Genomic DNA, 23,894 nt, shown 5'->3' with positions numbered 1-23,894 from the left:
ATGGAATCATACTTAAACTACTAAAAAGGATAAAATGTAGATAATATTATTATAAAAGAAGTCTTACTCAATTTGGCTAGATATATAGAATAAACACCTAAAATGACAACTAGAAACGGTTTATTTTTCACATAAACATATGGTTGCTTAGATTTGCGGAGCAATCGGAATGTTACATATAATCGTCAGGAAATTACAGGAATGATTTAATTCATGGAGGTAAAACTATGGATTTTATACCACCGAATGAGACGTTGTTAAAGGTGAAATGGGACCGAAAAGGAACCATAGCGGCGGGGCGTCGACATACAGTTGGGCTTAAGTCAGACGGTAAGGTGGTTGCTGTTGGTGATAATAAATTTGGTCAATGTGATGTAAGAGGCTGGCGCGAAATTGTGGCGGTCGTAGTAGGTAATGTTCATATGGCAAAGAATACAGGTAATACTCATACCATTGGTCTTAGATCTAACAGGACAGTGGCGGCTGTGGGGTGGAATAAGCATGGCCAATGCGATGTAAACGATTGGCGCGATATTGTAGCGATAGCGGCGGGCTGGGCTCATACCATTGGGCTTAAATCGAATGGCACGGTAGTGGCGGTTGGACGAAATAATGATGGTGAATGCAATGTAAGCAGCTGGCAGGATATTATGGCGGTCGCTGCGGGCGACTGGCATACTCTCGGTCTTAAATTGGATGGTACGGTAATTGCCGCGGGGAATAATCGGTATCGCCAATGCAATGTAAGTGGCTGGTCCACTATCGTGGCGATTGCGGCGGGTTACCTTCATACCATTGGTCTTAAATCAGATGGAACGGTGTGTGCTGTGGGATTGAATAAACATGGCCAATGTAATGTAAGTAGCTGGCGCGATATTGTGGCGATGGCAGCGGGTAGTAATCATACCATCGGCCTTAAATCGGACGGTACCGTGGTAGCTGTGGGTTGGAATAAGTATGATCAATGTAATGTAGGGGATTGGCATGATATTGTGGCGATCGCGGCAGGCTGTGCCCACACTGTCGGGCTTAAGTCAGACGGTATGGTGGTTGCTGTGGGTGATAATGAATATGGCCAATGTGATGTAAGTAGCTGGAGTGGCATCCAACTCCCCGGAAATTAAATCCCTGAAATTTCTTACATTTTTAAATAATCCAAAGGAAAAGATACATTTTTGTTGAATTTAATGTTCTCCAAGGTTAAACCCTATCCAGTGGCAAACCTTATAATATTAAATGCAAAAAAGACCATAAGAACCTTCCCCATGGTCACTTGGATGTTATAATTAGTACATCTGAAAGTACAAGCATAACTATATGATGATTTAGGAGAGAAAAATATTGTCAAAAGAATTGTTAAACAAACATACCGCAGGGGTTTTGGGTGCTGTGATTAAGCAGCCACATTGGCAAAAGGATGAGCTTACTAGCAGACTTAAACAAGTATTAGACGAAATGAGACATAACGCAGGATCACAGGAAGTATACCTAGAGTCGCTCTTAAGAAACGTAACATTTCTATTCGAAAACACCAATCGTGCACTTTCTTTATTAAAGGTCTGTGTGGAAGAAGAAAAGTTTATGACCCAGGAAAACTTTCAACAAGCCATGTTAGAGGTTCCTAAACTAGTAAATGAGACTAATTTCTTGGTTGAAAATATGCCTCGTTTTAAGGAACTTGTCTATAAGGGTTCAACGCTTGAAGAGCAAGCAGCTCATGGTGAATTGGTTTACTGTGAAAGCAAGCTTGTTAACGATATGGTTATAGATTTTATCGGAACCTTCCTGCATCCGAATAACAAGGACTTTATGAGCAACCTTATGGAGTATGCTTCTGATGTAGTCGTGGAAACTGTCATGCAATTTTGTAAAGCTTATTCCGGTCTCATGTTAAAAGAAATAAACTCAAATGAAATGGTCCAATAAAGTTTGTGCTGGCACCACCCGGTAACAAGCAAAAGGAAAATAAGCGGAGATTTTCCGGTTAAATGCAAAATGGAGCTCGTTTCGGGATAAATAAACGGAGTTTTTCCGTCTAAACAAAGCAAAATCTACCTTTTTCGTATTTTTTGGGCTAATAGACGGAATCTCTCCGTCTATTTAAGTCTTTTTTGATAATTATTACCTATTAAGGGGAAATTCTCCGCTTATTTATCAGCTTGGGTGCAAAATCCAACCAGATCCCAGACCGCAGTGCAGACCTCTTGATCCTAGATGCGGGAATCAGCCGCTTTTTATCGACCAGCGTAGTATTCATAACAGCGCTGCAATTGACAGCTAAGCCCGATAGAAGTCTCGCTTCATAATCGTATTGGTGAAAAATACTTTACATTCTGAAACCAGAAGACTATCATAGAAACTAATTGTATAAGATTTTTTCATTACTAGGGGTGCCCTGTCGTACGGGCTGAGATAAAAACGGTAAGTTTTAGACCCTTTGGACCTGATCTGGATAATACCAGCGTAGGAAAGTAGCCAAGTGAAATTACCTTTTTCTCTAACTATTTAAGCCAGGTCCAATTATCATGGATCTGGCTTTTTTGTGTTTAAAAGAATGATAGGAACATTTTTAACAAGGATTCATAAGGAGGAGGTACTGCAATGAATAGCAGCGATTTAAGTTTCATTTTACAAAGAGTCAGAGAGGAAAACCCGCTTGTACATAATATTACGAATGTTGTTGTGACAAACTTTACAGCCAATGGGCTCCTTTCCCTTGGGGCATCTCCGGTTATGGCTTATGCTCCAGAAGAGGTAGCGGATATGGTATCTATCGCTCGTGCCCTTGTCCTGAATATCGGGACATTAAACAAGGAAGTGGTCGGCTCGATGATACTCGCCGGAAAAAAAGCAAACGAGCTAGGAATTCCGGTTATCTTTGACCCGGTTGGAGCAGGTGCTACTCGTTTCCGAACGGAAATGGCGCAAAGGATACTCAACGAGGTGAACATCTCTGTATTGCGCGGAAATGCCGCAGAAATTGCCAATGTCCTAGGAGCAAAGACGGAAATCAAGGGCGTAGATGCTAGTGAACAGCAACAAGGAAATAGTCTGGATTTAGCCTTATTGGCTGCAAAAAAGCTGAATACGATTGTCGTGATAACAGGAAAAGAGGATGTACTGACAGACGGCGAGACGACCTATCTGGTTTCTAATGGGCATCCGCTGTTAACAAAAGTGACCGGTACCGGCTGTTTGTTAACCTCTGTCATCGGAGCATTCGCAGCTGTGGAAAGGAATCTTTTACTCGCAGGATTATCTGCGGTTACCTTTTATGGCATTGCTGCGGAAAAAGCAGTAGAAAAGGCGGGTGACTTAGGACCAGGCAGTTTCCAAATCGAATTCTTAAATCAACTCGCACAGGTTTCTTCAGAAGATATTCATCAATTCGCTGCATTTAAAAAGTTATAAGGGATAGGAGTGAGCAAAATGAAAAAGGTATTAACCATTGCGGGTTCAGACAGTGGCGGCGGTGCAGGAATTCAGGCAGATTTAAAGACGTTTCAAGAGCTAGAGGTTTTCGGTATGTCTGCTCTAACAGCTGTAACGGCCCAAAATACGTTAGGGGTCCAAGCTGTCTTTCCGATGACACCTGAGGCAGTCATTCAACAAATACAATCGATTGGGGAAGATATTGGTACGGATGCTCTTAAAACAGGAATGCTGTTTAACGCTGAAATCATTAAAGCTGTTTCAGAAAAAATCAACTACTATAAGTGGAATAATGTAGTGGTGGATCCTGTTATGATTGCGAAGGGCGGCGCGTCGCTGCTACAAATCGAGGCCATTTCGGCCTTGAAACAATATTTGTTACCACTTGCGATGGTGATTACACCGAATATTCCTGAGGCAGAAGTTCTGACCGATCTTTCCATTCGTACCGAGGAAGATAAGAGAGAAGCGGCTCAAAAACTTTATAATCTAGGGGTTAAGAATGTGGTTATCAAAGGCGGGCATGATGAAGACCAGAACGAATCGACTGATTTATTGTTTGATGGAAAGAATTTTACAACGTTTACAAGTACAAGAGTGAAAACAAAGAACACACACGGTACAGGCTGCACTTTCTCAGCGGCTGTCACAGCAGAACTTGCCAAAGGTTTACCTGTTGGTGAAGCGGTTTCGAAGGCGAAGAATTTTATCCAGGCAGCGATTGAAGATCAACTTCAAATTGGTCAGGGTCATGGACCAACCAATCACTGGGCATATCGAAAAAGAAATGAAATGAATAGGTAGGAGAGCAGCCATGATGATTAACAATCAGGAATCCATCAGAGAAGCATTGAAGGTTTACTTTATAATGGGAAGTCCAAATTGCAAAGGCAAACCAGCCCAAGTTTTAAAAGAAGCGATTGAAGGTGGAATTACACTTTTTCAGTTCCGCGAGAAGGGGATTGGTGCGTTAACGGATGCTTCAAAATATGAACTGGCCAAAGAACTGCAGCACATCTGCAAAGAGCACCAAATTCCTTTCATTATTAATGATGATATCGAATTGGCCATTACGTTGAATGCGGACGGAGTGCATATTGGTCAAGAAGATGAAGATGTTGTGAATGTTAGAAAGAAAATTGGCGATAAAATCATTGGTGTTTCCGTCCATAGCTATGAAGAGGCGATGGCCGCATTAGGAGGGGGTGCCGATTATTTTGGAATCGGTCCTGTTTATCCGACGAAAACAAAGGAAGATGCCAAACCCTCAAACGGAACGAAGCTAATCCAAGAATTGCGAATGAAAGAAGTAACCATTCCGATAGTTGGAATTGGCGGAATAACGGCGGAAAATGCCGGGGCTGTTATCAAAGCAGGTGCCGATGGTGTATCGGTTATTACTGCGATCAGCCATGCGGATGGTGTAACAGAAGCGGCTAAAGCCTTAAGGAAAAACGTATTAGAAAGTTTATAGGTAAGTATTTTATTAACCATTACATACCTGCACTGGGGGAGCCGGAATTGGCTGAGATTAGACAGAATCGTCTTAAACCCCTGAACCTGATCTGGATTGCACTAGCGGAGGGAAGTGAAGGATACATGATTACCGCCATTTTGCCGGTAATGGTATATCTATGAACCTGACTTCCCCCATTGATATTAAAAACTTGGAGGGATTTTTTTTATGAGAAAAACACATAAACTCACTTTAACCGCGATGTTGATTGCGATTGGAACACTTTCTAGTAATGTCTTATTTATACCGATTGGCTTCACAAAAGTGTTTCCGATTCAGCATTTCTTGAATGTTTTGTCTGCCGTTCTATTAGGCCCGATTTATGCAGTCGCACAGGCATTAGGTGTCTCAATCTTACGAAATATTATGGGAACTGGATCAATCTTTGCTTTCCCAGGCAGTATGGTTGGTGCCTTATTGGCTGGGCTCCTCTTTATGAAAACCAAAAAGATCTACATGGCATTTTTCGGTGAGGTCATCGGTACGGGCATCATTGGAGCCATGCTAGCCTATCCGATTGCCACACTCCTACTAGGTCAAAACGCAACAGTATTTGGATTTATTCCGTTATTTATTTTTAGCTCGATTGCGGGTGCACTCATTGGCTGGATGATTCTTTCGATCTTCTTAAAGAAGAAGGTTGCCATCTTTACACAAAATGGAACGTCAGTGAAATAATCTACTGGAAAGGAATTACCTATATGGAACAGCAGCAAATCATCAACGATTTACTTTCGATTCTTCAATCAGACTCGCTTGGAGATGAAGATTTTAATCAAATGGCTTTACAGAGCTTTGCCTACCAATATACCAATAACCTTCCATTTCGGAAATTCTGTCAGCAAAAAGGGAAAACCCTTCGCACGGTTAAATCATGGAGGGATATTCCAGCAGTGCCGATTAATGCTTTCAAAGAAGTTCCGCTTAGCTGCATACCACCTGAAGAGGCTGAACGCTTTTTTATGACGAGTGGCACCACAAAAGGCGTAAAAGGGAAGCATTTTCATCCTACGCTCCAAGTATGGAATGCTTCGATGAGACTGAATTTTAAAAAACGTTTTATGTACGGGATGGAGAAATTTCGCATGGGTATTCTGTTCCCAACCGAAGAAGAAATGCCAAACTCTTCATTAGCGCGGTACTTAGCCCTAGCAAAACAGGAGTTTGGAACAGCACAGAGTCAGTATCTATTAACGGAAAATGGGATTAACCTTACTCTGCTCATACAAGAATTGGAGCAGGCGGAGCGATCAGGTGAGCCGTATGCTTTATTAGGAGCGTCGTATAGTTTTGTTCATCTGCTTGAGGAACTAGAAAAACAGGGACGCCATTTTCAATTGCCGCCGGGAAGCAGGGTTTTAGATACAGGTGGATTTAAAAATCAATCAAAAGAATGGGACTTAGATGACTTTTATCATCAGATTTCGAGTTTACTAGGAGTACCTAGGATCGATTGTATCAATATGTATGGCATGACCGAATTAAGTTCACAGCTGTATGATTCAGGAAATGAACACGTTCCTTCAATTAAATCGGGTCCTCATTGGCTGAAAACGAGAATTATTCATCCGTTAACGGGGGAGGAAGTGAGCGAGGGGGAGCGTGGAGTGATCGTGCACTGTGATCTTGCCAACTTCAATTCTGTCACGACGATTTTGACTGAAGACGTAGGAATGAAAGTAAAGGATGGATTTCTTCTCTTAGGCAGAGCGCAGGGAACAGAAGCGAAGGGCTGTTCCATTGCCGTAGAGGAATTTATCCAAGCAGCGAAGGGACCATTGCGATGAGAGAAAGAGTCGGATATCTTCCTGATATCGGGGAAGAAGTGATTGCAACTAAAATTCTCATTTTTAAGGGAAAGAATCAGCAGCTTGAAGTGGAAGCGCCCCTTCTGTCTACCTCTCAAATGCAAAAAGTTGCGAAAAAGGTTAAAAAAGCAAGTGAAGAAGTACTGAAATCGATGACCATCACTGAGATTATTTCGATCATTGACCAGGCTGTCGAAGTCATGCTAGACAGGAATTCACCTTTCAGAAAAAAAGCAGAACAGCTGTTACCGATTGTTACAGGTTACGATGAAGAAATGATCCGACTTGGTTTCACTTCCTTTTTGAAGAAATTTCGAAAGCAGGAGCTGCAGCGTTTCGTTGTCGAGGACTTAGGTAATCCCTTGCTGCTGGATGATTTTCAGCCTCGGGTAAAAAGAGGATTTTCCAAAGCTGTTGGGCCTGATTTAATCCTCCATATTTGGGCTGGAAATGTACCGGCACTCCCGTTGTGGAGTCTGATTTCGGGTTTATTGGTGAAGTCAGGTAACATTGGCAAGGTATCAAGCTCTGAGCCGTTGTTTGCAGGTTGGTTTGCTCAGTTACTGGTCGAAATTGCTCCTCAATTAGCTGATTGCTTCGCCGTTGTTTGGTGGAAGGGAGGAGACGAGGACATAGAAAAGGAGATGTTCGCGTTACCAGATGTAGTGGTCGGTTATGGAAGTAATGATTCATTGGAATCGATGAGTCGAAGAATTCCTGCCTCCACTCGCTTTCTTCCCTTCGGTCATAAAGTGAGTTTTGGAATCATCGGCAGCACAGCCCTTGATTCACGAAAGGCTTTAACGACGGCTCATCATGCAGCATTCGATATCATACAATTTGACCAGCAGGGCTGTTATTCTCCCCATATTTTCTATGTGCAAAAAGGGGGGAATGTCTCACCTGCTGAGTTTGCCCAGTATATGGCTCATGAACTTGAAAGCTTTGAAAAGAGATACCCAAGGCGGACTCTTGCATTAGAAGAAATGACAGCTGTAACGCAATGGCGTAATCAAGAAGAAATAACGGCCTTTACAAGTCCCAATAAAGTAGTCTTTGGGCAAATGGACCATCATTGGACTGTTGTTTATGAAGAGAATGCACCTTTCACTCCCACCTGCTTGAACCGTGCCGTGAAGGTCATTGCTTTTAATGAAATAGAAGAGATTATGACGAGCATCAAGCCCTATCGCCAGTTTCTTCAGACGGTTGGTGTGGCAGCTGCACCGAAAGAACTTTTTCGCTGGGCTCGAGAGTTAGGGAAGTCTGGTGTCACTAGGATCAGTGCATTGGGAAAGATGACTTCTCCTGAGCCAGGCTGGCATCACGACGGCCGTTTTAATTTACTTGATCTTGTTCAAATCGTTGATATTGAGCAGTCAGCAGAAGAGTATGCGGAAAATTTTGCTCCATATATCGATTAGGAGGGTGTGCAATGAGTTTCTTGCGTTTACAGGATGTTCACTACAGCTATGGAAACAAGCACTTGATTGTCGATGCTGTAAATTTAGAGTTAGAAAAAGGCAAGTTTCATAGTTTACTGGGGAAAAGCGGCTGTGGTAAAACGACTTTATTAAAGCTGGCTGCTGGTTTATTGGTCCCTGACAAGGGTTCCATTCAATTACAAGGTATGCCGATCAAGCCTTCAGAAAAAATAGGATTTGTCTTTCAATCCCCAACGCTATTGGAATGGAAAACAGTCATCGAAAATGTCCTTTTACCTGTCTCTCTTAAACGCAAAGTGACAAAAGAGGATGTTGAAGCAGCGGAAACACTTTTAGCGTTAATGGGTCTTTCTAATTATAAAAAGGAATTTCCAACTATGCTCTCTGGCGGGCAGCAGAGTCGTGTTTCCATTGCCAGAGCGCTGATTCAAACCCCGTCCATGCTATATTTGGACGAGCCGTTTTCAGCTCTTGACGCTATTACAAGAGAAGAGCTTCAAAATGATCTCCTGCGGCTTTGTGAACTCCATCAAATGACTGTGTTATTTGTTACTCATGATATTTCAGAAGCGGTCTATTTGTCGGACCGGATTGCGGTGATGGATAAAGGAAGAATTATTTATGATTTGTCAGTCGATTTACAAGGACGTCAAGATGCTGAAATTAGATATTCTCAACCTTTTAATCAATTATGCTTGCAGATTCGTACGGCCATTAGTGGGGGAAAATGATGAAAAAAGTACCGATTTATTCCTGTTTATTATTCATCTTGATTCTATTCATTTGGGAAGGAATTGCTTCGCAAATGAATGAACTGATCCTTCCAGCCCCGTCTGTTGTTGTCACCACGCTTCTAGAAGGATTAAAAAGTGGTTATTATACCCCGCATCTGATTCGAACAAGTCTTGAGATTGTCATAGGATTGTTTCTTGGGAGTTGTTTGGGAATGGTCGCTGGGATTTTGATGGGGGAGGTCGAGTTCCTCCGCAAGCTATTATTTCCCTATGTGATTGCTAGTCAAGCTGTTCCGAAGCTTGCCCTCGCACCACTATTTATTCTTTGGTTTGGTTTTGGGATGACGTCAAAGGTCGTAATCACAGCTTTAATATGTTTTTTCCCGTTAATGGAAAATACCGTCACAGCAATTCAATACACCGATCGACAAAAAATTGAGCTGTTTCGGGTGCTTGGCGCAAACAGATGGCAAATCCTATTTAAACTAAAAATACCGGCTGGATTGCCGAGTATCATTGCTGGTTTTCGTGTTGCAGCTATTCTTGCTGTGGTTGGTGCCGTAGTTGGTGAATTTATCGGCGGCAGTGAGGGATTAGGTGCCTTAATTATCGCTTCACAAGGGATGATGGACACACCCTTGATGTTTTCGGTATTGATATTGGTCACCATCCTTGGAACTTTTCTTTATCAAATCACTTATTTAATCGAACAAAGATTATTGAGATATAAAAAACAATCATAGGAGGGGAGTTTTTCAAATGAAATTAAAAGCAATGATTACTGTCGCAGCCATTATTCCACTATTGATGCTGGTTGGTTGTGCGTCAAAAAATACTGACAAGCAAGCCGCTAAAAAAACACAATTAGATAACGTAACAGTGGCAAGCTGGAGCCAGCCGATTTCAGAACAAACGAATTTGCTTGTTAATGAGGAGAAAGACTTCTTTAAGGATCAGGGGTTGAAGGTTGAATTCATCCCAGGTGCCGGAGGAGGAGACGCGATCAAAAATATACTTTCAGGACAGGCCGATATTGCTTTCACAGATCCAGGGTCGCTCTATTTTGCATTAAATCAAGGGGCAAAATTAAAGGTTATTTACAATATTTATCCGCAAAATGTATTTAATGTTGTTTCTTTAAAGGGAAGCAATATCCTGAAACCAGAGGATCTTAAGGGGAAAAAGATTGGCGTCTACAGCCTTTCAAGCGGGACAAGACAAAATCTGCTTGTGCTGTTAAACCAAGCTGGTCTTTCCGAAAAGGATGTCACGATTGTTGAGACGGGTCTATTGAATTTTGCTCCGCTGATCCAAGGTCAGGTTGATGCTACAGCTGCAACCGACACTGGCTTGGTGACCGCAAAGGAAAAGGGTCTTGTCGATGTAAATGTAATGGAAGTAAAAGATTATCTGAATGTCCCTAGTGATATCTTTGTAGTAACGGAACAAACGTACAACGAGAAAAAGGACCTGCTGAAAAAGTTTGTAGAAGGCTATCAAACGAGTGCAGAGTGGATGATCGACCAGCCAGAGGATGCGGCTGAGTTAGCCGTTAAATATGCCATTGATGGCAAGGATAAAAACCATAATTTAGAAATCATCCAACTACGAAACCAAGCTAGTATATCAGAGGCAACCAGCGTAAGAGGTTTGGGCGCTTTAGAAGCAGAAGTGTTACAGCAGGGTGCTGATACATATAAAACGCTGGGACTAATACAAAAGGATTTACAAATGGCAGATGTGATCGTTGAAGACTTCATCCCTAAACAGAAATAGGAGGCAGGCCGTATATGAGGAAATTTGATCATAAAACCGTCTTGGTAACAGGTTCGAGCAGGGGGATCGGTGCTGCCATCGCTAGAGGTTTTGCCGCAGAAGGAGCAACCGTTATTGTGAATTACCTTCAAAATCAGCAAGCTGCAGAAAAAACCGTTGCCTCCTGCCTTGAGCTTGGCGGTGATGCTTGGGCGATTCAGGCAGATGTAACGTCTGAGTCTGCTGTTAAAGGGATGATGGAGGAAATTGAGCTTGAAGTTGGCAAATTAGATGTAATCGTAAATAATGCCTTTAAACCATATGTGTTTAATCCGGATAAGCGAAAAATGTTCTCGCAACTAAAATGGGATGATTATCAAGAACAAATCGATGGAGCACTAAAGGCTGCCTACTATGTATGCCAGGAAGGTATCCCTTTGATGAAAAAACAAACAAGAGGCAGTATTGTTAATATCGTGACCAACTTGGTGGAACGGCCAATCGTTCCTTATCATGACTATACTACGGCTAAATCAGCATTAATTGGGTTTAGCCGAAATTTAGCAGTTGAATTAGGTGCCTTTGGAATCAGAGTTAATTGTATTGCACCTGGAATCGTGTATCCAACCGATGCAAGCCGTGAAACAAAGGAAGAAGTAAAGGAAATGATCATTGCGCAAACCCCGCTAAGAAGAATCGCTACTCCTAGCGATATCGTTGGTCCCGTACTGTTCTTAGCATCCGAATGGAGTTCATTTATGACAGGACAAACACTGTTTGTCGATGGCGGGTTGGTCATGAGTTAGTGGGATTTTGTGCCTGTCACCAACTCAAGGGTGGGTCTGCACACGCCCAAACAGAAAGGGGGTGATGCTGGATGACAGTTTTAACTAATAATAGACCTTCTGCTCTTCTATATTGAACTGAGTGTCTCTGCCTTATGTATATTACGCTTAACCCTTGCCCCATACAGCAAGGGTTTTTACCTATAATTGGAGCTTTGGCACCAGCAAAGTCTGTCGGATTTTGACCAAAAGATAGAATTGACTTATTTAAATATTCAGAATAAACTTAACCTATCCGATAGGTTGACAGTCATAGAGCATGAAAATCTAATTCTTAGAAGGTGACAGTCATGAAGAGTATTAAAAAGGTGTCAATGCATGAGATGATCGCGGCTGAAATCAAAAGATATATTCGCGAGCATCAATTAAAGAGGGGAGATAAACTTCCTTCCGTAGCCGAATTAACATCTATCCTTGGTGTGAGCCGTTCGAGTATTCGCGAGGGCTTACGGTTCCTTGAAGGCTTTGACATCATTGAAGTTCAAAATGGAAAAGGAATTTTTGTTAAAGATGGTGATGCCTTAAAGATTGAGGCGAAAATCGACGTGGAGCAGGAAAAAAACTCTCTATTACATATAAGTGAGCTGCGAAGAGCACTAGAGGGGAAGGCGGTGGAGTTAGCAGCCATCAGGGCCTCTGAAGCGGAAATTGAAGAAATGGATCGGATACTAACAGAAGTCATTGCCCTAAAGGATGCAGGACTAGACTCATCCGAAGTGGATTGGGAATTTCATAAAGCCATTTATCGGGCGTCACATAACCCGCTATTAGAGAGTGTCGCTGAATCAGTCTCTGACACGTTTAACCGGCTTTGGAGCAAACCTTTTGGTATTGTTCATATTTTTACAGATACGATCCCTTTTCACAGGACCATGTTGGATGGGATTAAGGACAGGGACCCTGCTTATGCGTTACAAGAGTTTAATAAATTTATAGACATAGTGGAAGATACTCTACGAAAAATATAAGAAAGAAGGAATAGGCATGACGACACAGTCCTCAAATGAACATATTGTCACTCATATCGGTGATGAATATGAGCGGTTTCATGGAGCAGTGGTTCCACCCATCTATCAGAATTCGCTGTTTGTATTTGAAAACTTCGAGCAGCTGACAGAAGCGATGAAAGATGAGCAAAGCAGTTATCTGTATTGGCGCGGCACCAATCCAACGGTTGAAATTGTGGAGAAGAAAATGGCTGCGCTGGAAAAAGGGGAGAGGTGTAAGTTGTTTTCTTCAGGGATGGCCGCCATCTCATCAGCGATCTTAACCTTTATACAAGCAGGCGACCATGTTTTGAGTATCAGCAATATATACGGTCCTACAACGAAGTTCTTTACCTATCTTGAAAAATTCGGCATCTCTCACACGAATACCCTCAACACAGACCTCGAGGCAATACAGTCATTGATTCGCCCCAACACCAAAGTAATCTACCTTGAAAGTCCGACGACCATGTCCTTTAAGCTTGTTGATTTGAAGTCAATTGCATCTCTTGCTAAACAGCGTGGGATTAAAACCATTATTGATAATACCTGGGCTACACCTATTTTCCAAAATCCTATTACCTATGGAATTGATATTGTTGTCCATTCTGTTTCGAAGTATTTAGGAGGGCATAGTGACCTTGTTGGCGGCGCCTTAATTACGAGCAAGGAGATCATGGATCATCTTTTTTATCATGAATATCAGCTGTTTGGTGGTGTCATGCCGCCTTATGAAGCATGGCTTTTAATGCGCGGGCTCCGGACGCTGCCAATTCGGATGAAGGCACATCAGGAAAGCGGGTTGAAAATCGCTTCGTTTTTAGAAGAATCTCCTGCTGTCAAAGTGGTCAATTACCCTGGGTTAGAAAGCTCGCCAGACTATAAGCTTGGAAAAGAGCAGTTAAAAGGTTATACAGGTTTGATGAGCTTTGAGCTCAAGAATAACACGTACGAATCGGTCCGAAAGGTGATTAATAGCCTAAAACATTTTCAAATCGGTGTTTCCTGGGGTGGATTTGAAAGTCTCGTGATTTCACCAAACTATGGCTATAACGTCGAGCAATTAGTGAAAGGCAGGTTGGATCCGGGGTTGATACGAATTTCGGTCGGTTTAGAGAATGTCGATGAGTTAATCGAAGATTTAGAGGCAGCATTAAAACTAGTTTAACCATTGGTATAAAAGGGGACTGCCCTTTTGTATATAACCACAAACATTTCAAGGGGGAGTAATGGTATGCATCATCTCAAAAAGGGATTTTGGGTTCTTGTTTCATTCATGTTGTTTGTTGGCATCTTAGCAGGCTGCACAAGTTCAGAGGTAGATAACACTAGCGAGAAAGACGATAACAATGGAAAAGTCACATTAAGGATGATTGAAAGTATTACGAGTCCAGCCAGGACGACACTCTTAAAGGAAATGATCGCTAAATTTGAAGAGGAAAATCCGAACATTAAAGTTGAATTGATTTCTCCTCCTTTGCAAAGCGCTGATGAAAAAATCACACAAATGCTGATGGCAAAAGAGGATATTGATGTATTAGAAGTGCGTGAGCAGACGGTTAAGAACTGGGCAGCAAATCAATTTATTGAAGACCTATCCTCCTTTACAAGCAAGTGGGAAGACTGGAATTCGTTAACGGAAACGATTAAGCATGGAGCAACAGCTGTTGACGATAAACCTTATTATATCCCTTATGGTGTATATGAAAAAACGTTATTCTATCGGAAGGATTGGTTTGAAGAAGCTGGAATTGAGGTTCCGGAAACGTGGGAAGAGTTAGTAGACGCAGCCATTAAATTAACCGACCCTTCAAAGAATCGCTATGGCTATAGCTTCCGAGGCGGTGCAGGCTCTTCGGATTATATTGAATTTATGACATGGTCATTCCTCGGGGAAAAGATTGCGAAAAAGGATGCGTATTTCACAACTGATGGTAAGGTCATGTTTGATACACCAGAAGCCATGCAGGTGCTCGATACCTTTGTTGAAGTATATAAGAAAGCGTCTCCTCCTGATTCGATCAGCTGGAGCTACCCGGAAATGGTTCAAGGCTTTACTTCCGGAATGACTGCAATGTTAATTCAGGATCCAGAGGTCATTGTAACCGCTGAGGAAAATATGAAAGAAGGAACATGGGATACAGCTTCACTGCCTAAAGGAACTCCATCAGGGGTGGCGCAGCAGTCGGCAGGAACAGCAGGCTGGGGAATTGGTGCATTCTCCAAGCATAAGGAAGAGGCATGGAAGCTTGTATCTTTCTTATCAAGTCCTGAACAAAATTTATTTTTCGCCAAGGAAAACTCACTTATTCCGATTCATTTAAGTGCCGGTGACGACCCCTATTTCAAAGAGGGCTACTTTAGCTCTTACATTGAAATGAATACAAAGCCAGAAGAATTCTTAATCGCTGACCGTCCTGTCCACTATAAGGGATATGCTGAATACCGTGCCTTGGCTGAAAAGGACATACAAGCTCTGTTATTAGATAAGGTATCAAAAGAAGATGTATTAGCTAAGTGGACTGATTTTTGGAAAAAGGAAAAAGAAAATCATAAATAAAGAAATGGAGGGCAGTGGGAAGAACTGCTGCCCTTGTTTCTTTTTTGGAGAGGAGAATATGAAACTTGAAAATTCAAACTGAAACAGTTACAGAAAGAGGCCTGCCATTGTTTCGTATGTCAAAACATGGTCTTTTCATATTCCTTTGTTTACTCCCAGCCATCATACTTGTTTCTATCTTCACCTATTATCCCTTGTTAAAAGGGGTGATCATGGCATTTCAAAATTATTCTGCCTATGATTTAATGAACATTAAATTTATCGGTCTAGAAAACTTCAAAACAATAATGGCCGATATAGGATTTAAAGAGTCACTCGTTAATAGTTTCTATTGGGTCTTTTTCTCGTTAATTCCTCAATTCTTCATTGGATTTATCGTAGCATTGATGTTGAGAAGGAAGTTCAAGGGCAGAGGGGTTTACCAAGCATTTATCTTTTTTCCGTGGGCGATGTCGGGTTTTTTAATCGGATTGATTTGGCGCTGGATGCTAAATGGACAAGGCGGGGTGATTAATGACCTGTTGATGAAGTTTGGAATCATTGATAGCGCTATCCCTTTCTTGGCCGACCCCACCTGGGCTATGGTTTCTGTTATTGTTGCAAATGTCTGGTACGGGATTACCTTCTTTGCGATTATGATTTTAGCTGCCTTACAATCGATCCCTGAAGAGTTGTTTGAAGCAGCAAAGATTGATGGTGCCGGCTATTTCCAACAGCTTTTTAACATTACCATCCCATATATTTTGCCAACACTGATTGTCACAACGTTGCTAAGAGTTATTTGGATCTTAAATTTTCCTGATTTAATCTACTCCCTTACAAATGGCGGACCTGCGGGTTCAACACATATTCTATCGACCTTTATGCTGGAGAAAATCATGTATGGACAAAACTACGGACAAGCTGCTGCTGTTGGGGTTATTATCATTTTTATTTTAATTTTCTTTTCAATCTTTTATCTGCTAGCAACGAAATTCAATAAAGCGGGTGATTTTTAATGATGAGACGAGTAAACTGGAAAATGTTGGTTAAGGGTGTTTTCTTATCCATATTTCTTGTCTTCACGGTATTCCCGCTGTATTGGATTTTCGTTACTTCATTAAAACCGTCGAATGAAATGTTTACATTTCCGCTCCAATATTGGCCGAAAAACGTTACATTCGAAAACTATATCAATATCATTAAGATTTCAAACTTCGATGTTTATATTATGAATAGCTTGATTCTCTCCTTGGTTTCAGGCGTTATTTCCTTAATTATTGCTACACTTGGAGGTTATGTTCTAGCCCGGTTTGAGTTTAAAGGTAAAACGCAGGTCATCTTTGCTTTCTTCATTACCCAAATGATTCCCTTATTTATAGGGCTGGCACCATTATATTTGTTAATGTCCAAGCTGGAGCTGATTAATCGACTGCCTTCGTTAATGCTCATGTATACGGTGATGATGGTGCCGTTTTGTACGGTAATGATGAAGGGCTTCTTTGAAAGGATTCCGTCAAGTTTGGAGGAGGCAGCCATGATTGATGGCTGTTCACGGATAACAGCGCTATATAAAGTAATCATTCCTGTCATGCTGCCAGGATTGGCTGCAACATTCATTTTCGCATTTGTGCAGTGTTGGAACGAATTGTTTCTTGCGGTTATGTTCATCGATAAAGAAGAGGCCAAAACGATTCCAGTGGCCATGAACTCGTTTATTACGAAATTTGATATTGATTGGGGATCGATGTCAGCCGCAACCGTATTATCTGTTATACCAACACTGCTGTTGTTCGCTTTTGCTCAGAAGTATATTGTTGAAGGGATGACACAAGGTTCTATTAAGGGGTAGTCATCTGTACTATCCCTTGTTGTATGTAGTTTCAGTTTCTTGGGTAAGTAATACATTAAGAGCCTTAATAAGAACACCCGATTTACTACTGGAAAACAATTGGCGGGGATCCAGAATAATATGATCCATTAGAAAACAAAATTATGCCACTTGATAGAGTGACTTTAAAATAGAATAGATAGACAAGGAGATAAAAGTGCCAGGACCAATAGGGTCCTGGCACTTTTATCTTTTAACAAAATGTATCTTTTGAGGATGGATTTTTCAATCCAAACATAGGTCGAATAAAGAGGGCTGCGAAAGTTCCGATCAACGCCATGATCATCCAAACCCATCCATGAAGGCTGAAAGATGAGATCCCACCGAAGTAGGCTCCAATGTTACAACCGAATGCAAGACGAGAACCATATCCCATCAATAGTCCACCAAGAATCGAAGCTCCGGCTACACCCGGCTTTATTTTCTTTGGTTTAAAAGTACCTTGGAACGATGCTGAAATAAATGCACCTAAGATAATTCCAAAATTCATCACACTAGTAGAATCAGATAAAACGGAATTTTTCAATGCCTCGCTGTTTGCACCTGTAAAATAACCCCAGCTTGTCACTTCGACGCCAAAAGCATTTAACGTTTTGCCGCCCCAAAGTGCGAAAGCAGAAGTGATTCCCCATGGTGTTCCTCTTACTGTTAAGGTTAATGCATTAAGGATGGCTAATACAATGGCAGCTGCTAATAATGGCCAAGAACCTCGAATAACCTTTTTCCACCCTGTTGTGGTCGGCAGTGGCTTCATCATTGGCGGATTTTTCTTTTTAGCAATCTGAATCGTGATCCAATAAATAACGGCAAACAGGATCAATTGAACCAGCCATGCCCCAAAGTATCCAAGCCCTGTTGATGTGGCTAAAGAAATAGGTGGAAGTGTTGGTGTTTCCTCCATCCAGAAGGAAAAATGATAGGCACCTAAGGTCGAGCCAGTAATAAAAGCAAAAAGGGTCAAGACCATAGAGGAGGTACCCCCGCCTAGATTATAGAGTAATCCCGAAGCACATCCATTTCCAAGCTGCATGCCTATTCCAAATAGAAAAGCACCGAATAAAACGGGTATGCCTACAGGTGAAACATATCCAGCAGGAGTACCACCGGTAAAGCTAAAACCAGTACTTAGAATAATGGCAAATAATGTAGTCGAGAGGGCAAACATTAGCATATGTGCTTGCAGTCCCTGAACATTTCCAATAGAAACTAATCGGCGGAACGCTGACGTAAAACCAAAACGAGCGTACAGTAGCGCTGCTCCAAGCATCAAACCAATGATGAAAAGAACACCTTGTGTCCAATTTGCTGAATAAACAATCGCTGCTAATAGGAGAAGGGCTGCGATGATGCCTGACAAAACTAGCTTTAGCTGAACAGAATTAAGGCTTGTAACAAAAGTTGCTGATTTTTGATTCCACGATGTATATTTCGTCTTTGTTGTTGCATCCAATGTTGTTTGCGACAAGTTATTCACCTCATAACCTATAAGTTTAGTGTGTTTTATGGATACCCCATTATATAAACAAATTTTTAAAAAGTAAATGGAAAAACTAAGGAACAAGGCAGGAACATGTCGTTACTATTGCCTATGAGATAGGAAAGGTTTAATTACTAGTTTGGTTATAACAGTTCCTCAATGATAGTTAATACTCTAGTAGAAAATAGAATAGTAGCATAGGTACAAAGTTGTTTCCGGAACCCATGCAAAAATAGTGTTAAATTGTTTTAATATTAGCATTATTATTGACACTTCAAAACTAGGATGATATCATTTTCTAAACCAAAGACGAGGGAGTAAAACTGTTAAACGATCTCTCAGCGAATCCGGGATGGTGTAAGCCGGACAGACACGAGACAGCAAATGGGCCTCCGAGGGCGAAGTGAAAGATAGTTTATTTAGTAGCTTAGACGCAGAGCCAGCGTTATAGGGCTAAGAGTGTGTAGGCACTCTATTGAGTGGGTATGGTGATACATATCAAACAAGGTGGTACCGCAGGTTATAACACTTGTCCTTGAATTTTTATTTAAGGCAGGTGTTTTTTTTGTGCAGTTAAAACTGAATGTTGATTTCATTGTGTTTGAAAATAGACGGAAGATTTCCGTCTAAATTGAAAAAAGGCCATATTACCTTAAAAATAAGCGGAGTTTTTCCGGTTATAAGATCGAAATCTTTGGAATTAGTCGTATTTAAAGCAGCTAACCGGAATTTCTCCGCTTATTACTGCTACTTCATCTACATCTATATACATTAACCGGAAATTCTCCGCCTATGAATTCTCATAGCTTTACAAAAATCAATATAGAAAGGAAAAGGTGCTATGGATGATAAATTTACGCTCTATAACTTAAAGGTAGAGGTGGTAGGTACAGATAAACCAATGGTATGCAGTCATACGGAAGGTGACTACTTCTTAGTTGTAGGGGAAAATCTGATTTTCCCGGAGACGAATTCATTTTCTATGTATGCCTTAAGCGCTATTTTGCCATTACTGCCTGCAAAGCAGCGACCATTACATAATAATGACTGGATGTTGTCTGATAGTTTGATAGCCTGCCCAGATCCAAACTGTGGGGCAAGATTTAAAATAACTCGTACTGAAACGAAAACATTTAGTCATGCAGAATGCACAATAGAACCTATACATAAAGGAGAGTAACTACAGTGGCAGAACGATTACAATTAGCAAAAGATTATAGTATTAGCAGAGTGATCAACGGGTGTTGGCAGCTATCGGAAGGCCATAGCTTACAAGCAAAGTTAGATATGCAAGATGTTAAAAAGGCCTTCCATATGCTGGCTGAAAGAGGATTTACGACATTTGATTGTGCAGATATCTATACGGGTACAGAAGAACTTCTCGGTGAATTTTTAACGGAACTTAAAGAAGGGAGCACCCTTTCTCCGCATGATATTCAAATTCATACCAAGTATGTACCGGATATCAATTTGCTTAGTGAGGTCGATTATAATTACACAGAAAAGATCATTGACAGAAGCCTCAAACGTCAAAAACGAGATGTGTTGGATCTTGTTCAGTTTCATTGGTGGGATTACAGTGTGCCTGGATATATCGAAAGAGCGAAAGATCTGTTGAAACTTAAAGAAAAAGGAAAAATACGTAATATTGCTGTTACAAACTTTGATACGAAGCATTTGCGCGAAATCGTTGATGCCGGTATTCCTATTGTGTCTTGTCAAAATCAATACTCGGTTTTTGATAGACGTCCAGAAAAAGAATTACTAGATTATTGTAAGAGCAAAGGAATTTCCCTGCTGTGCTACGGTACATTATCTGGCGGATTGTTAGCGGAAAAATGGATTGGCCAAACTTCGATTCAACCCGAAACGCGCTCTCACGTTAAATATTTTCAGGTGATTGAAGATACCTTGGGCTGGGATGGCTATCAGGAATTGTTGGTATTGCTGCAAAGAATCGCTAAAAAGCATTCTGTCAAGGTTTCTCAGATTGCTACAAAATATATTTTAAATCAACAAGGTGTCGGGGCATCTATTATTGGAGTTAGAAATAGCAGACATGTTGAATCAAATACGCAAATATTTGGTTTCGAACTTGATCGTACCGATATCGAAGAAATAAAACAATTCTTAGACAACTATCCAATAGTAGACGGAGAACCGTTTGAGTTAGAGCGTACGGTTGATTCGAAATATCGTAATATTATGAAGATGAATTTAAATGAAGAATAAATGAAAATGGATGTTTAGTTGAGAATAGAAAGTTTAGTATAGAAGAGGAGAGTTCTGGTATGAATAAAAGACTTGAATTTAGAGGTGGCTGGGGCGCTGCATTTATTCCAGTCGTGATATTTTTGTTTTTCTGTATCTTGTATTTTATTGTGTTTAAAGCGTTTGAAATGTATGCACTCGCCATGGGGGCTTTCGTCGCACTGATGGCAGGTTCTGTTTTTGTGAAAAAGGGTAACTATGATCGTTTCTGGGATTCAGTCTATGATGGCGTAAAGGAAGCTGTACCGATTACCATTCTGCTATTTGTGATTGGGATGTTCTCGGCACTGATCAAAGAGACGAATATTTCGGCAGGTTTCGTATGGCTTGCCAATGTGCTCGGCGTGGATGGAGGTTTATTCACCGCATTTACATTCTTAGCTGTGTGTGTCATTGCGACTGCTACCGGATCATCGATTGGAACCATGTTTATCTGCTTCCCTATTTTCTATCCAGCAGGAGTATTGTTGGGCTGTGACCCTGCTATCCTTGCGGGCGCCATCGTCAGTGCTACTATTTTTGGAGATAACCTGGCACCCATTTCAGATACCACCATCATCTCTGCAGGAACGCAAGAATTTACAAAAAAACAAGGCTTTGCTGACATCGGCGGCTGTGTTGCCTCACGACTGAAGTATTCCTTGGTCGCAGGTGTGATCTCGTTTGTTCTGTTCTGGATCTTCGGCGGCGGCGGTACGGTAGGAGCGGGCGCAGCCGAAATCCTCGAGGCAAACATGAATCCAACTACTCTTGTCATGCTGGTACCAGTCGCCATCATGTTAACGGTGGCAATTATAACACGCAATATCTATAAAGCTATTACTATAGGGATCGTTTTAGGAACCATCACGGCATTAGCATTTAACCTCTTAACTTTTGATCATGTTATTTCCGTTGCAGATGGTGCACCAGCAGGATTCCTAACGGGCGGTATTAGCAGTATGATGGCAACGGTCACGCTGGTCATTTCCGTTTACGGTATCATGGGTGTACTAAACGGTGCGGGTGTGCTTGAAAAAGTCACAAATGGCATCCTTAACAGCAAAATGGGCCGAACAGTACGTGGTGCTGAGTTTGCGATGATGTTAGGCATCTCGTTTACCACGTTGATTTTCGGCGGTGTGACCAGTGCATCGATGACCACCTTTGGAAAAGTACAGAATGAGATTGGCAAACGTGTTGGTCTCCATCCTTACCGCCGAGCCAATCTACTCGATGGTTTTGCAAATGCCATCGTGCTCGTTGTCCCGTTCTTGAGTGTTTTTGTGTTCCTCGGTGCTTTATTGTCGGATGGCTATGATTTTATTCCGCCTCTATCCCTGACACAAGTCAGCAGCGGTATGATTTATTGCATGGTACTGTTCTTGGTTCTATTGTTCTCGATCATAACGGGATGGGGCCGCCAATTTGAAGGCTCAGAAGGGAAAGCGGTTAGCAATCCCCAAGAACATACCAAGCAAAGTGCAGTTATGTAGAGGGAGATTTTATCAGCACTCAAAGTCATGTTTCTGGTGTTAATAAGGATTTACGGGTAAAGAGCTCATTCGTGTGAGCTCTTTTTGTTATGGACTTAAATATTCCACAATCTCAGGTCAAATTGTTCAAAATTAAAACATATGCAATCTTTACCAAATTTACATTAATAATTTACATAGTAGAAACACAGAATCAAAACTTCCTTGTTACTCTTTTTATAGATGTACTTTTTATTATATTTTTAAAAAAGGATGTGGAGATTTAATTATGAGTAAATATGACTTGAAAATGGGATTGGACAGACGGCGCTTTATCAAAATTGGCGGGTTGAGTACATTGGCATTAACACTAGGGTCAGCGGGTATTCCGACTAATATGTTCACAGATACCGTACATGCCGCAGCAAATGAGGATATCAAGCTTCAATTCAAACCGGACGGAAAATTTAAAATTGTTCAGTTTAACGATAGCCAAGATGATGAAAACATTGACCGTCGTACGATTGAGTTGATGGAAAAAGTCCTTGATACTGAAAAACCAGATTTTGTTGTCCTTAACGGTGACAACATTACAGGCGGTTGTGATACACCTCTTGAGATGAAACAAGCGATAAATAATGTGGCACAACCTATGGAGAAGAGAGGGATAAAGTGGGCGATTACATATGGAAACCATGATGAGGACTCCACTCCAAAAAGTGGCCTTAATGAAGAGGACATGCTCGAAATTTACATGTCTTATAAATACAATTTGAACAAGGCGAGTGTAAAAGATATTACTGGAACCGGGAATATGAATCTCCTTATCAAAAATTCCAAAGGTACAGATGCTGCTTTTAATCTTTGGTTGCTTGACAGTGGAAGATATGCTCCTAATACTATTGCTGGTCAAGACTTTGAGGGATATCCAACCTGGGACTGGCTGCGTTTTAACCAAGTAAGCTGGTATAGCGAAACCTCTAAAAACTTAGAGAAACAATGGGGTCACAAGGTTCCTTCGCTTGTATTTATTCATATTCCGCTTTGGGAATATCGTTATATGTGGTTTGCGAGTGTAGATAGTAGAACGGACGAAAACCACGCTAATGCTGTGAACAAGCATAATATTGTCGGAGAAAGAAATGAAGAGGAATGCCCAGGCCCGATCAATAGCGGCATGTTCTCAGCAATGCTTGAGAGGGGAGATGTCAAAGGTGTTTTCTGTGGCCATGATCATGTAAACACCTACATGGGTAACTATTATGGCATCCTGCTTGGTTATGCCGGAAATGTTGGTTTTGGTACATATGGTCTTCCGGGTGCAGATCGAAATAGATTACGCGGTGCAAGGGTTTTTAATTTGGATGAAAATACTGCAGATGTGCTGGTAGAAACACATATGGTGTTTGCAAAGGACTATGGTATCGATCTGAAAGCCAATGACCAGAGCATTTCTCCAGGTCCAATCGATGTAAGCAAAAAGAAAGAAAAAGTAGTTAAATAGTTTGACTTAAAACGGCTGGTAACAGTTCCTAACCGTTTTATTTTCGAGGTGACACACTACCGGCGAGGGAAGGGAAGTAGCCATGACGTCCTAATTTTTTTCCTGGATAGTGTTTCAACAAGATAAACAGCACAAGTAAACCCCTTTGATTTTATCCATCAAAGGGGCTTTGTATTGGTTTTTTCGTAAAAATAATAAGTTAATTGACTTGAAAGGTTCTGAAATTCATTTTTTGTG

At 41.3% G+C, this 23,894-nt stretch carries 22 protein-coding genes and 2 riboswitches; of the genes, 21 read left to right on the top strand and 1 reads right to left on the bottom strand.

Going from position 1 to position 23,894, the window contains the following annotated elements:
- The first annotated feature begins 227 nt into the window (after positions 1 to 227).
- The 17 genes from ACY3XC_RS07190 (at position 228) to ACY3XC_RS07110 (ending at position 16,912) form a co-directional block, all read left to right on the top strand.
- Positions 228 to 1,124, top strand: a complete 897-nt coding sequence (locus tag ACY3XC_RS07190) for an RCC1 domain-containing protein (RefSeq protein ID WP_464867953.1) — start codon at positions 228 to 230, stop codon at positions 1,122 to 1,124.
- Positions 1,125 to 1,341: 217 nt separating this feature from the next.
- Entirely contained in the window at positions 1,342 to 1,926 is a 585-nt protein-coding gene (locus ACY3XC_RS07185; protein WP_464867952.1) for a hypothetical protein, read from the top strand.
- Between the two features lie 450 nt (positions 1,927 to 2,376).
- Positions 2,377 to 2,487: riboswitch (TPP riboswitch) on the top strand.
- 114 nt (positions 2,488 to 2,601) lie between these two features.
- The gene (gene thiM / locus ACY3XC_RS07180) at positions 2,602 to 3,411 is read left to right on the top strand and encodes a hydroxyethylthiazole kinase (RefSeq protein ID WP_464867951.1); all 810 of its coding nucleotides are present in this window, start codon (positions 2,602 to 2,604) and stop codon (positions 3,409 to 3,411) included.
- Positions 3,412 to 3,429: 18 nt separating this feature from the next.
- The gene (gene thiD, locus ACY3XC_RS07175; RefSeq protein WP_464867950.1) at positions 3,430 to 4,236 is read left to right on the top strand and encodes a bifunctional hydroxymethylpyrimidine kinase/phosphomethylpyrimidine kinase; all 807 of its coding nucleotides are present in this window, start codon (positions 3,430 to 3,432) and stop codon (positions 4,234 to 4,236) included.
- 10 nt (positions 4,237 to 4,246) lie between these two features.
- Complete coding sequence (gene thiE, locus ACY3XC_RS07170) at positions 4,247 to 4,906, top strand: thiamine phosphate synthase (RefSeq protein WP_464867949.1); 660 nt, start codon at positions 4,247 to 4,249, stop codon at positions 4,904 to 4,906.
- 24 nt (positions 4,907 to 4,930) lie between these two features.
- A riboswitch (TPP riboswitch) is annotated at positions 4,931 to 5,036 on the top strand.
- Positions 5,037 to 5,116: 80 nt separating this feature from the next.
- Complete coding sequence (gene thiW, locus ACY3XC_RS07165) at positions 5,117 to 5,626, top strand: energy coupling factor transporter S component ThiW (protein ID WP_464867948.1); 510 nt, start codon at positions 5,117 to 5,119, stop codon at positions 5,624 to 5,626.
- A gap of 23 nt (positions 5,627 to 5,649) precedes the next feature.
- Positions 5,650 to 6,735, top strand: a complete 1,086-nt coding sequence (locus ACY3XC_RS07160; RefSeq protein WP_464867947.1) for a LuxE/PaaK family acyltransferase — start codon at positions 5,650 to 5,652, stop codon at positions 6,733 to 6,735.
- The gene (locus ACY3XC_RS07155) at positions 6,732 to 8,180 is read left to right on the top strand and encodes an acyl-CoA reductase (protein ID WP_464867946.1); all 1,449 of its coding nucleotides are present in this window, start codon (positions 6,732 to 6,734) and stop codon (positions 8,178 to 8,180) included. The genes ACY3XC_RS07160 and ACY3XC_RS07155 overlap by 4 nt, the downstream gene beginning before the upstream one ends.
- Before the next feature lie 11 nt (positions 8,181 to 8,191).
- The gene (locus tag ACY3XC_RS07150; RefSeq protein WP_464867945.1) at positions 8,192 to 8,932 is read left to right on the top strand and encodes an ABC transporter ATP-binding protein; all 741 of its coding nucleotides are present in this window, start codon (positions 8,192 to 8,194) and stop codon (positions 8,930 to 8,932) included.
- On the top strand, positions 8,929 to 9,678 hold the full coding sequence (locus ACY3XC_RS07145) for an ABC transporter permease (protein ID WP_464867944.1): 750 nt from the start codon (positions 8,929 to 8,931) through the stop codon (positions 9,676 to 9,678). The genes ACY3XC_RS07150 and ACY3XC_RS07145 overlap by 4 nt, the downstream gene beginning before the upstream one ends.
- Before the next feature lie 16 nt (positions 9,679 to 9,694).
- Positions 9,695 to 10,711: an ABC transporter substrate-binding protein gene (locus ACY3XC_RS07140; RefSeq protein WP_464867943.1), complete on the top strand. Its 1,017-nt coding sequence runs from the start codon at positions 9,695 to 9,697 to the stop codon at positions 10,709 to 10,711.
- A gap of 14 nt (positions 10,712 to 10,725) precedes the next feature.
- Positions 10,726 to 11,496 carry a 3-oxoacyl-ACP reductase gene (locus tag ACY3XC_RS07135; protein WP_464867942.1) on the top strand — a complete coding sequence of 257 codons (771 nt, stop codon included), beginning with the start codon at positions 10,726 to 10,728 and terminating at the stop codon, positions 11,494 to 11,496.
- Positions 11,497 to 11,825: 329 nt separating this feature from the next.
- Positions 11,826 to 12,503: a FadR/GntR family transcriptional regulator gene (locus tag ACY3XC_RS07130; RefSeq protein ID WP_179159576.1), complete on the top strand. Its 678-nt coding sequence runs from the start codon at positions 11,826 to 11,828 to the stop codon at positions 12,501 to 12,503.
- A 16-nt stretch (positions 12,504 to 12,519) separates the two neighbouring features.
- Positions 12,520 to 13,689, top strand: coding sequence for a trans-sulfuration enzyme family protein (locus tag ACY3XC_RS07125; protein WP_464867941.1), 1,170 nt, complete (start codon positions 12,520 to 12,522; stop codon positions 13,687 to 13,689).
- Positions 13,690 to 13,755: 66 nt separating this feature from the next.
- The gene (locus ACY3XC_RS07120; protein ID WP_464867940.1) at positions 13,756 to 15,081 is read left to right on the top strand and encodes an ABC transporter substrate-binding protein; all 1,326 of its coding nucleotides are present in this window, start codon (positions 13,756 to 13,758) and stop codon (positions 15,079 to 15,081) included.
- A 65-nt stretch (positions 15,082 to 15,146) separates the two neighbouring features.
- Positions 15,147 to 16,079, top strand: a complete 933-nt coding sequence (locus ACY3XC_RS07115) for a carbohydrate ABC transporter permease (protein WP_464867939.1) — start codon at positions 15,147 to 15,149, stop codon at positions 16,077 to 16,079.
- Positions 16,079 to 16,912, top strand: a complete 834-nt coding sequence (locus ACY3XC_RS07110) for a carbohydrate ABC transporter permease (protein ID WP_464867938.1) — start codon at positions 16,079 to 16,081, stop codon at positions 16,910 to 16,912. The genes ACY3XC_RS07115 and ACY3XC_RS07110 overlap by 1 nt, the downstream gene beginning before the upstream one ends.
- Before the next feature lie 232 nt (positions 16,913 to 17,144).
- Here ACY3XC_RS07110 and ACY3XC_RS07105 read toward each other — a convergent pair whose 3' ends face one another.
- Positions 17,145 to 18,401, bottom strand: coding sequence for a YeeE/YedE family protein (locus tag ACY3XC_RS07105; protein WP_464868049.1), 1,257 nt, complete (start codon positions 18,399 to 18,401; stop codon positions 17,145 to 17,147).
- Between the two features lie 868 nt (positions 18,402 to 19,269).
- Between ACY3XC_RS07105 and ACY3XC_RS07100 the strand changes: the two genes are divergently transcribed.
- The 4 genes from ACY3XC_RS07100 to ACY3XC_RS07085 all read left to right on the top strand — a co-directional run bounded on the left by ACY3XC_RS07100 (position 19,270) and on the right by ACY3XC_RS07085 (position 23,657).
- Positions 19,270 to 19,608, top strand: coding sequence for a TIGR04076 family protein (locus tag ACY3XC_RS07100; RefSeq protein ID WP_464867937.1), 339 nt, complete (start codon positions 19,270 to 19,272; stop codon positions 19,606 to 19,608).
- A gap of 5 nt (positions 19,609 to 19,613) precedes the next feature.
- Entirely contained in the window at positions 19,614 to 20,660 is a 1,047-nt protein-coding gene (locus tag ACY3XC_RS07095) for an aldo/keto reductase (RefSeq protein WP_464867936.1), read from the top strand.
- A 59-nt stretch (positions 20,661 to 20,719) separates the two neighbouring features.
- Complete coding sequence (locus tag ACY3XC_RS07090) at positions 20,720 to 22,174, top strand: Na+/H+ antiporter NhaC family protein (protein ID WP_464867935.1); 1,455 nt, start codon at positions 20,720 to 20,722, stop codon at positions 22,172 to 22,174.
- A gap of 268 nt (positions 22,175 to 22,442) precedes the next feature.
- Positions 22,443 to 23,657, top strand: a complete 1,215-nt coding sequence (locus ACY3XC_RS07085; RefSeq protein WP_464867934.1) for a metallophosphoesterase family protein — start codon at positions 22,443 to 22,445, stop codon at positions 23,655 to 23,657.
- The last annotated feature ends 237 nt before the right edge of the window (positions 23,658 to 23,894 follow it).

The organism is Bacillus sp. CZDM1 (genome assembly GCF_055502545.1).
This window is presented reverse-complemented; position numbering and strand designations above follow the sequence as displayed.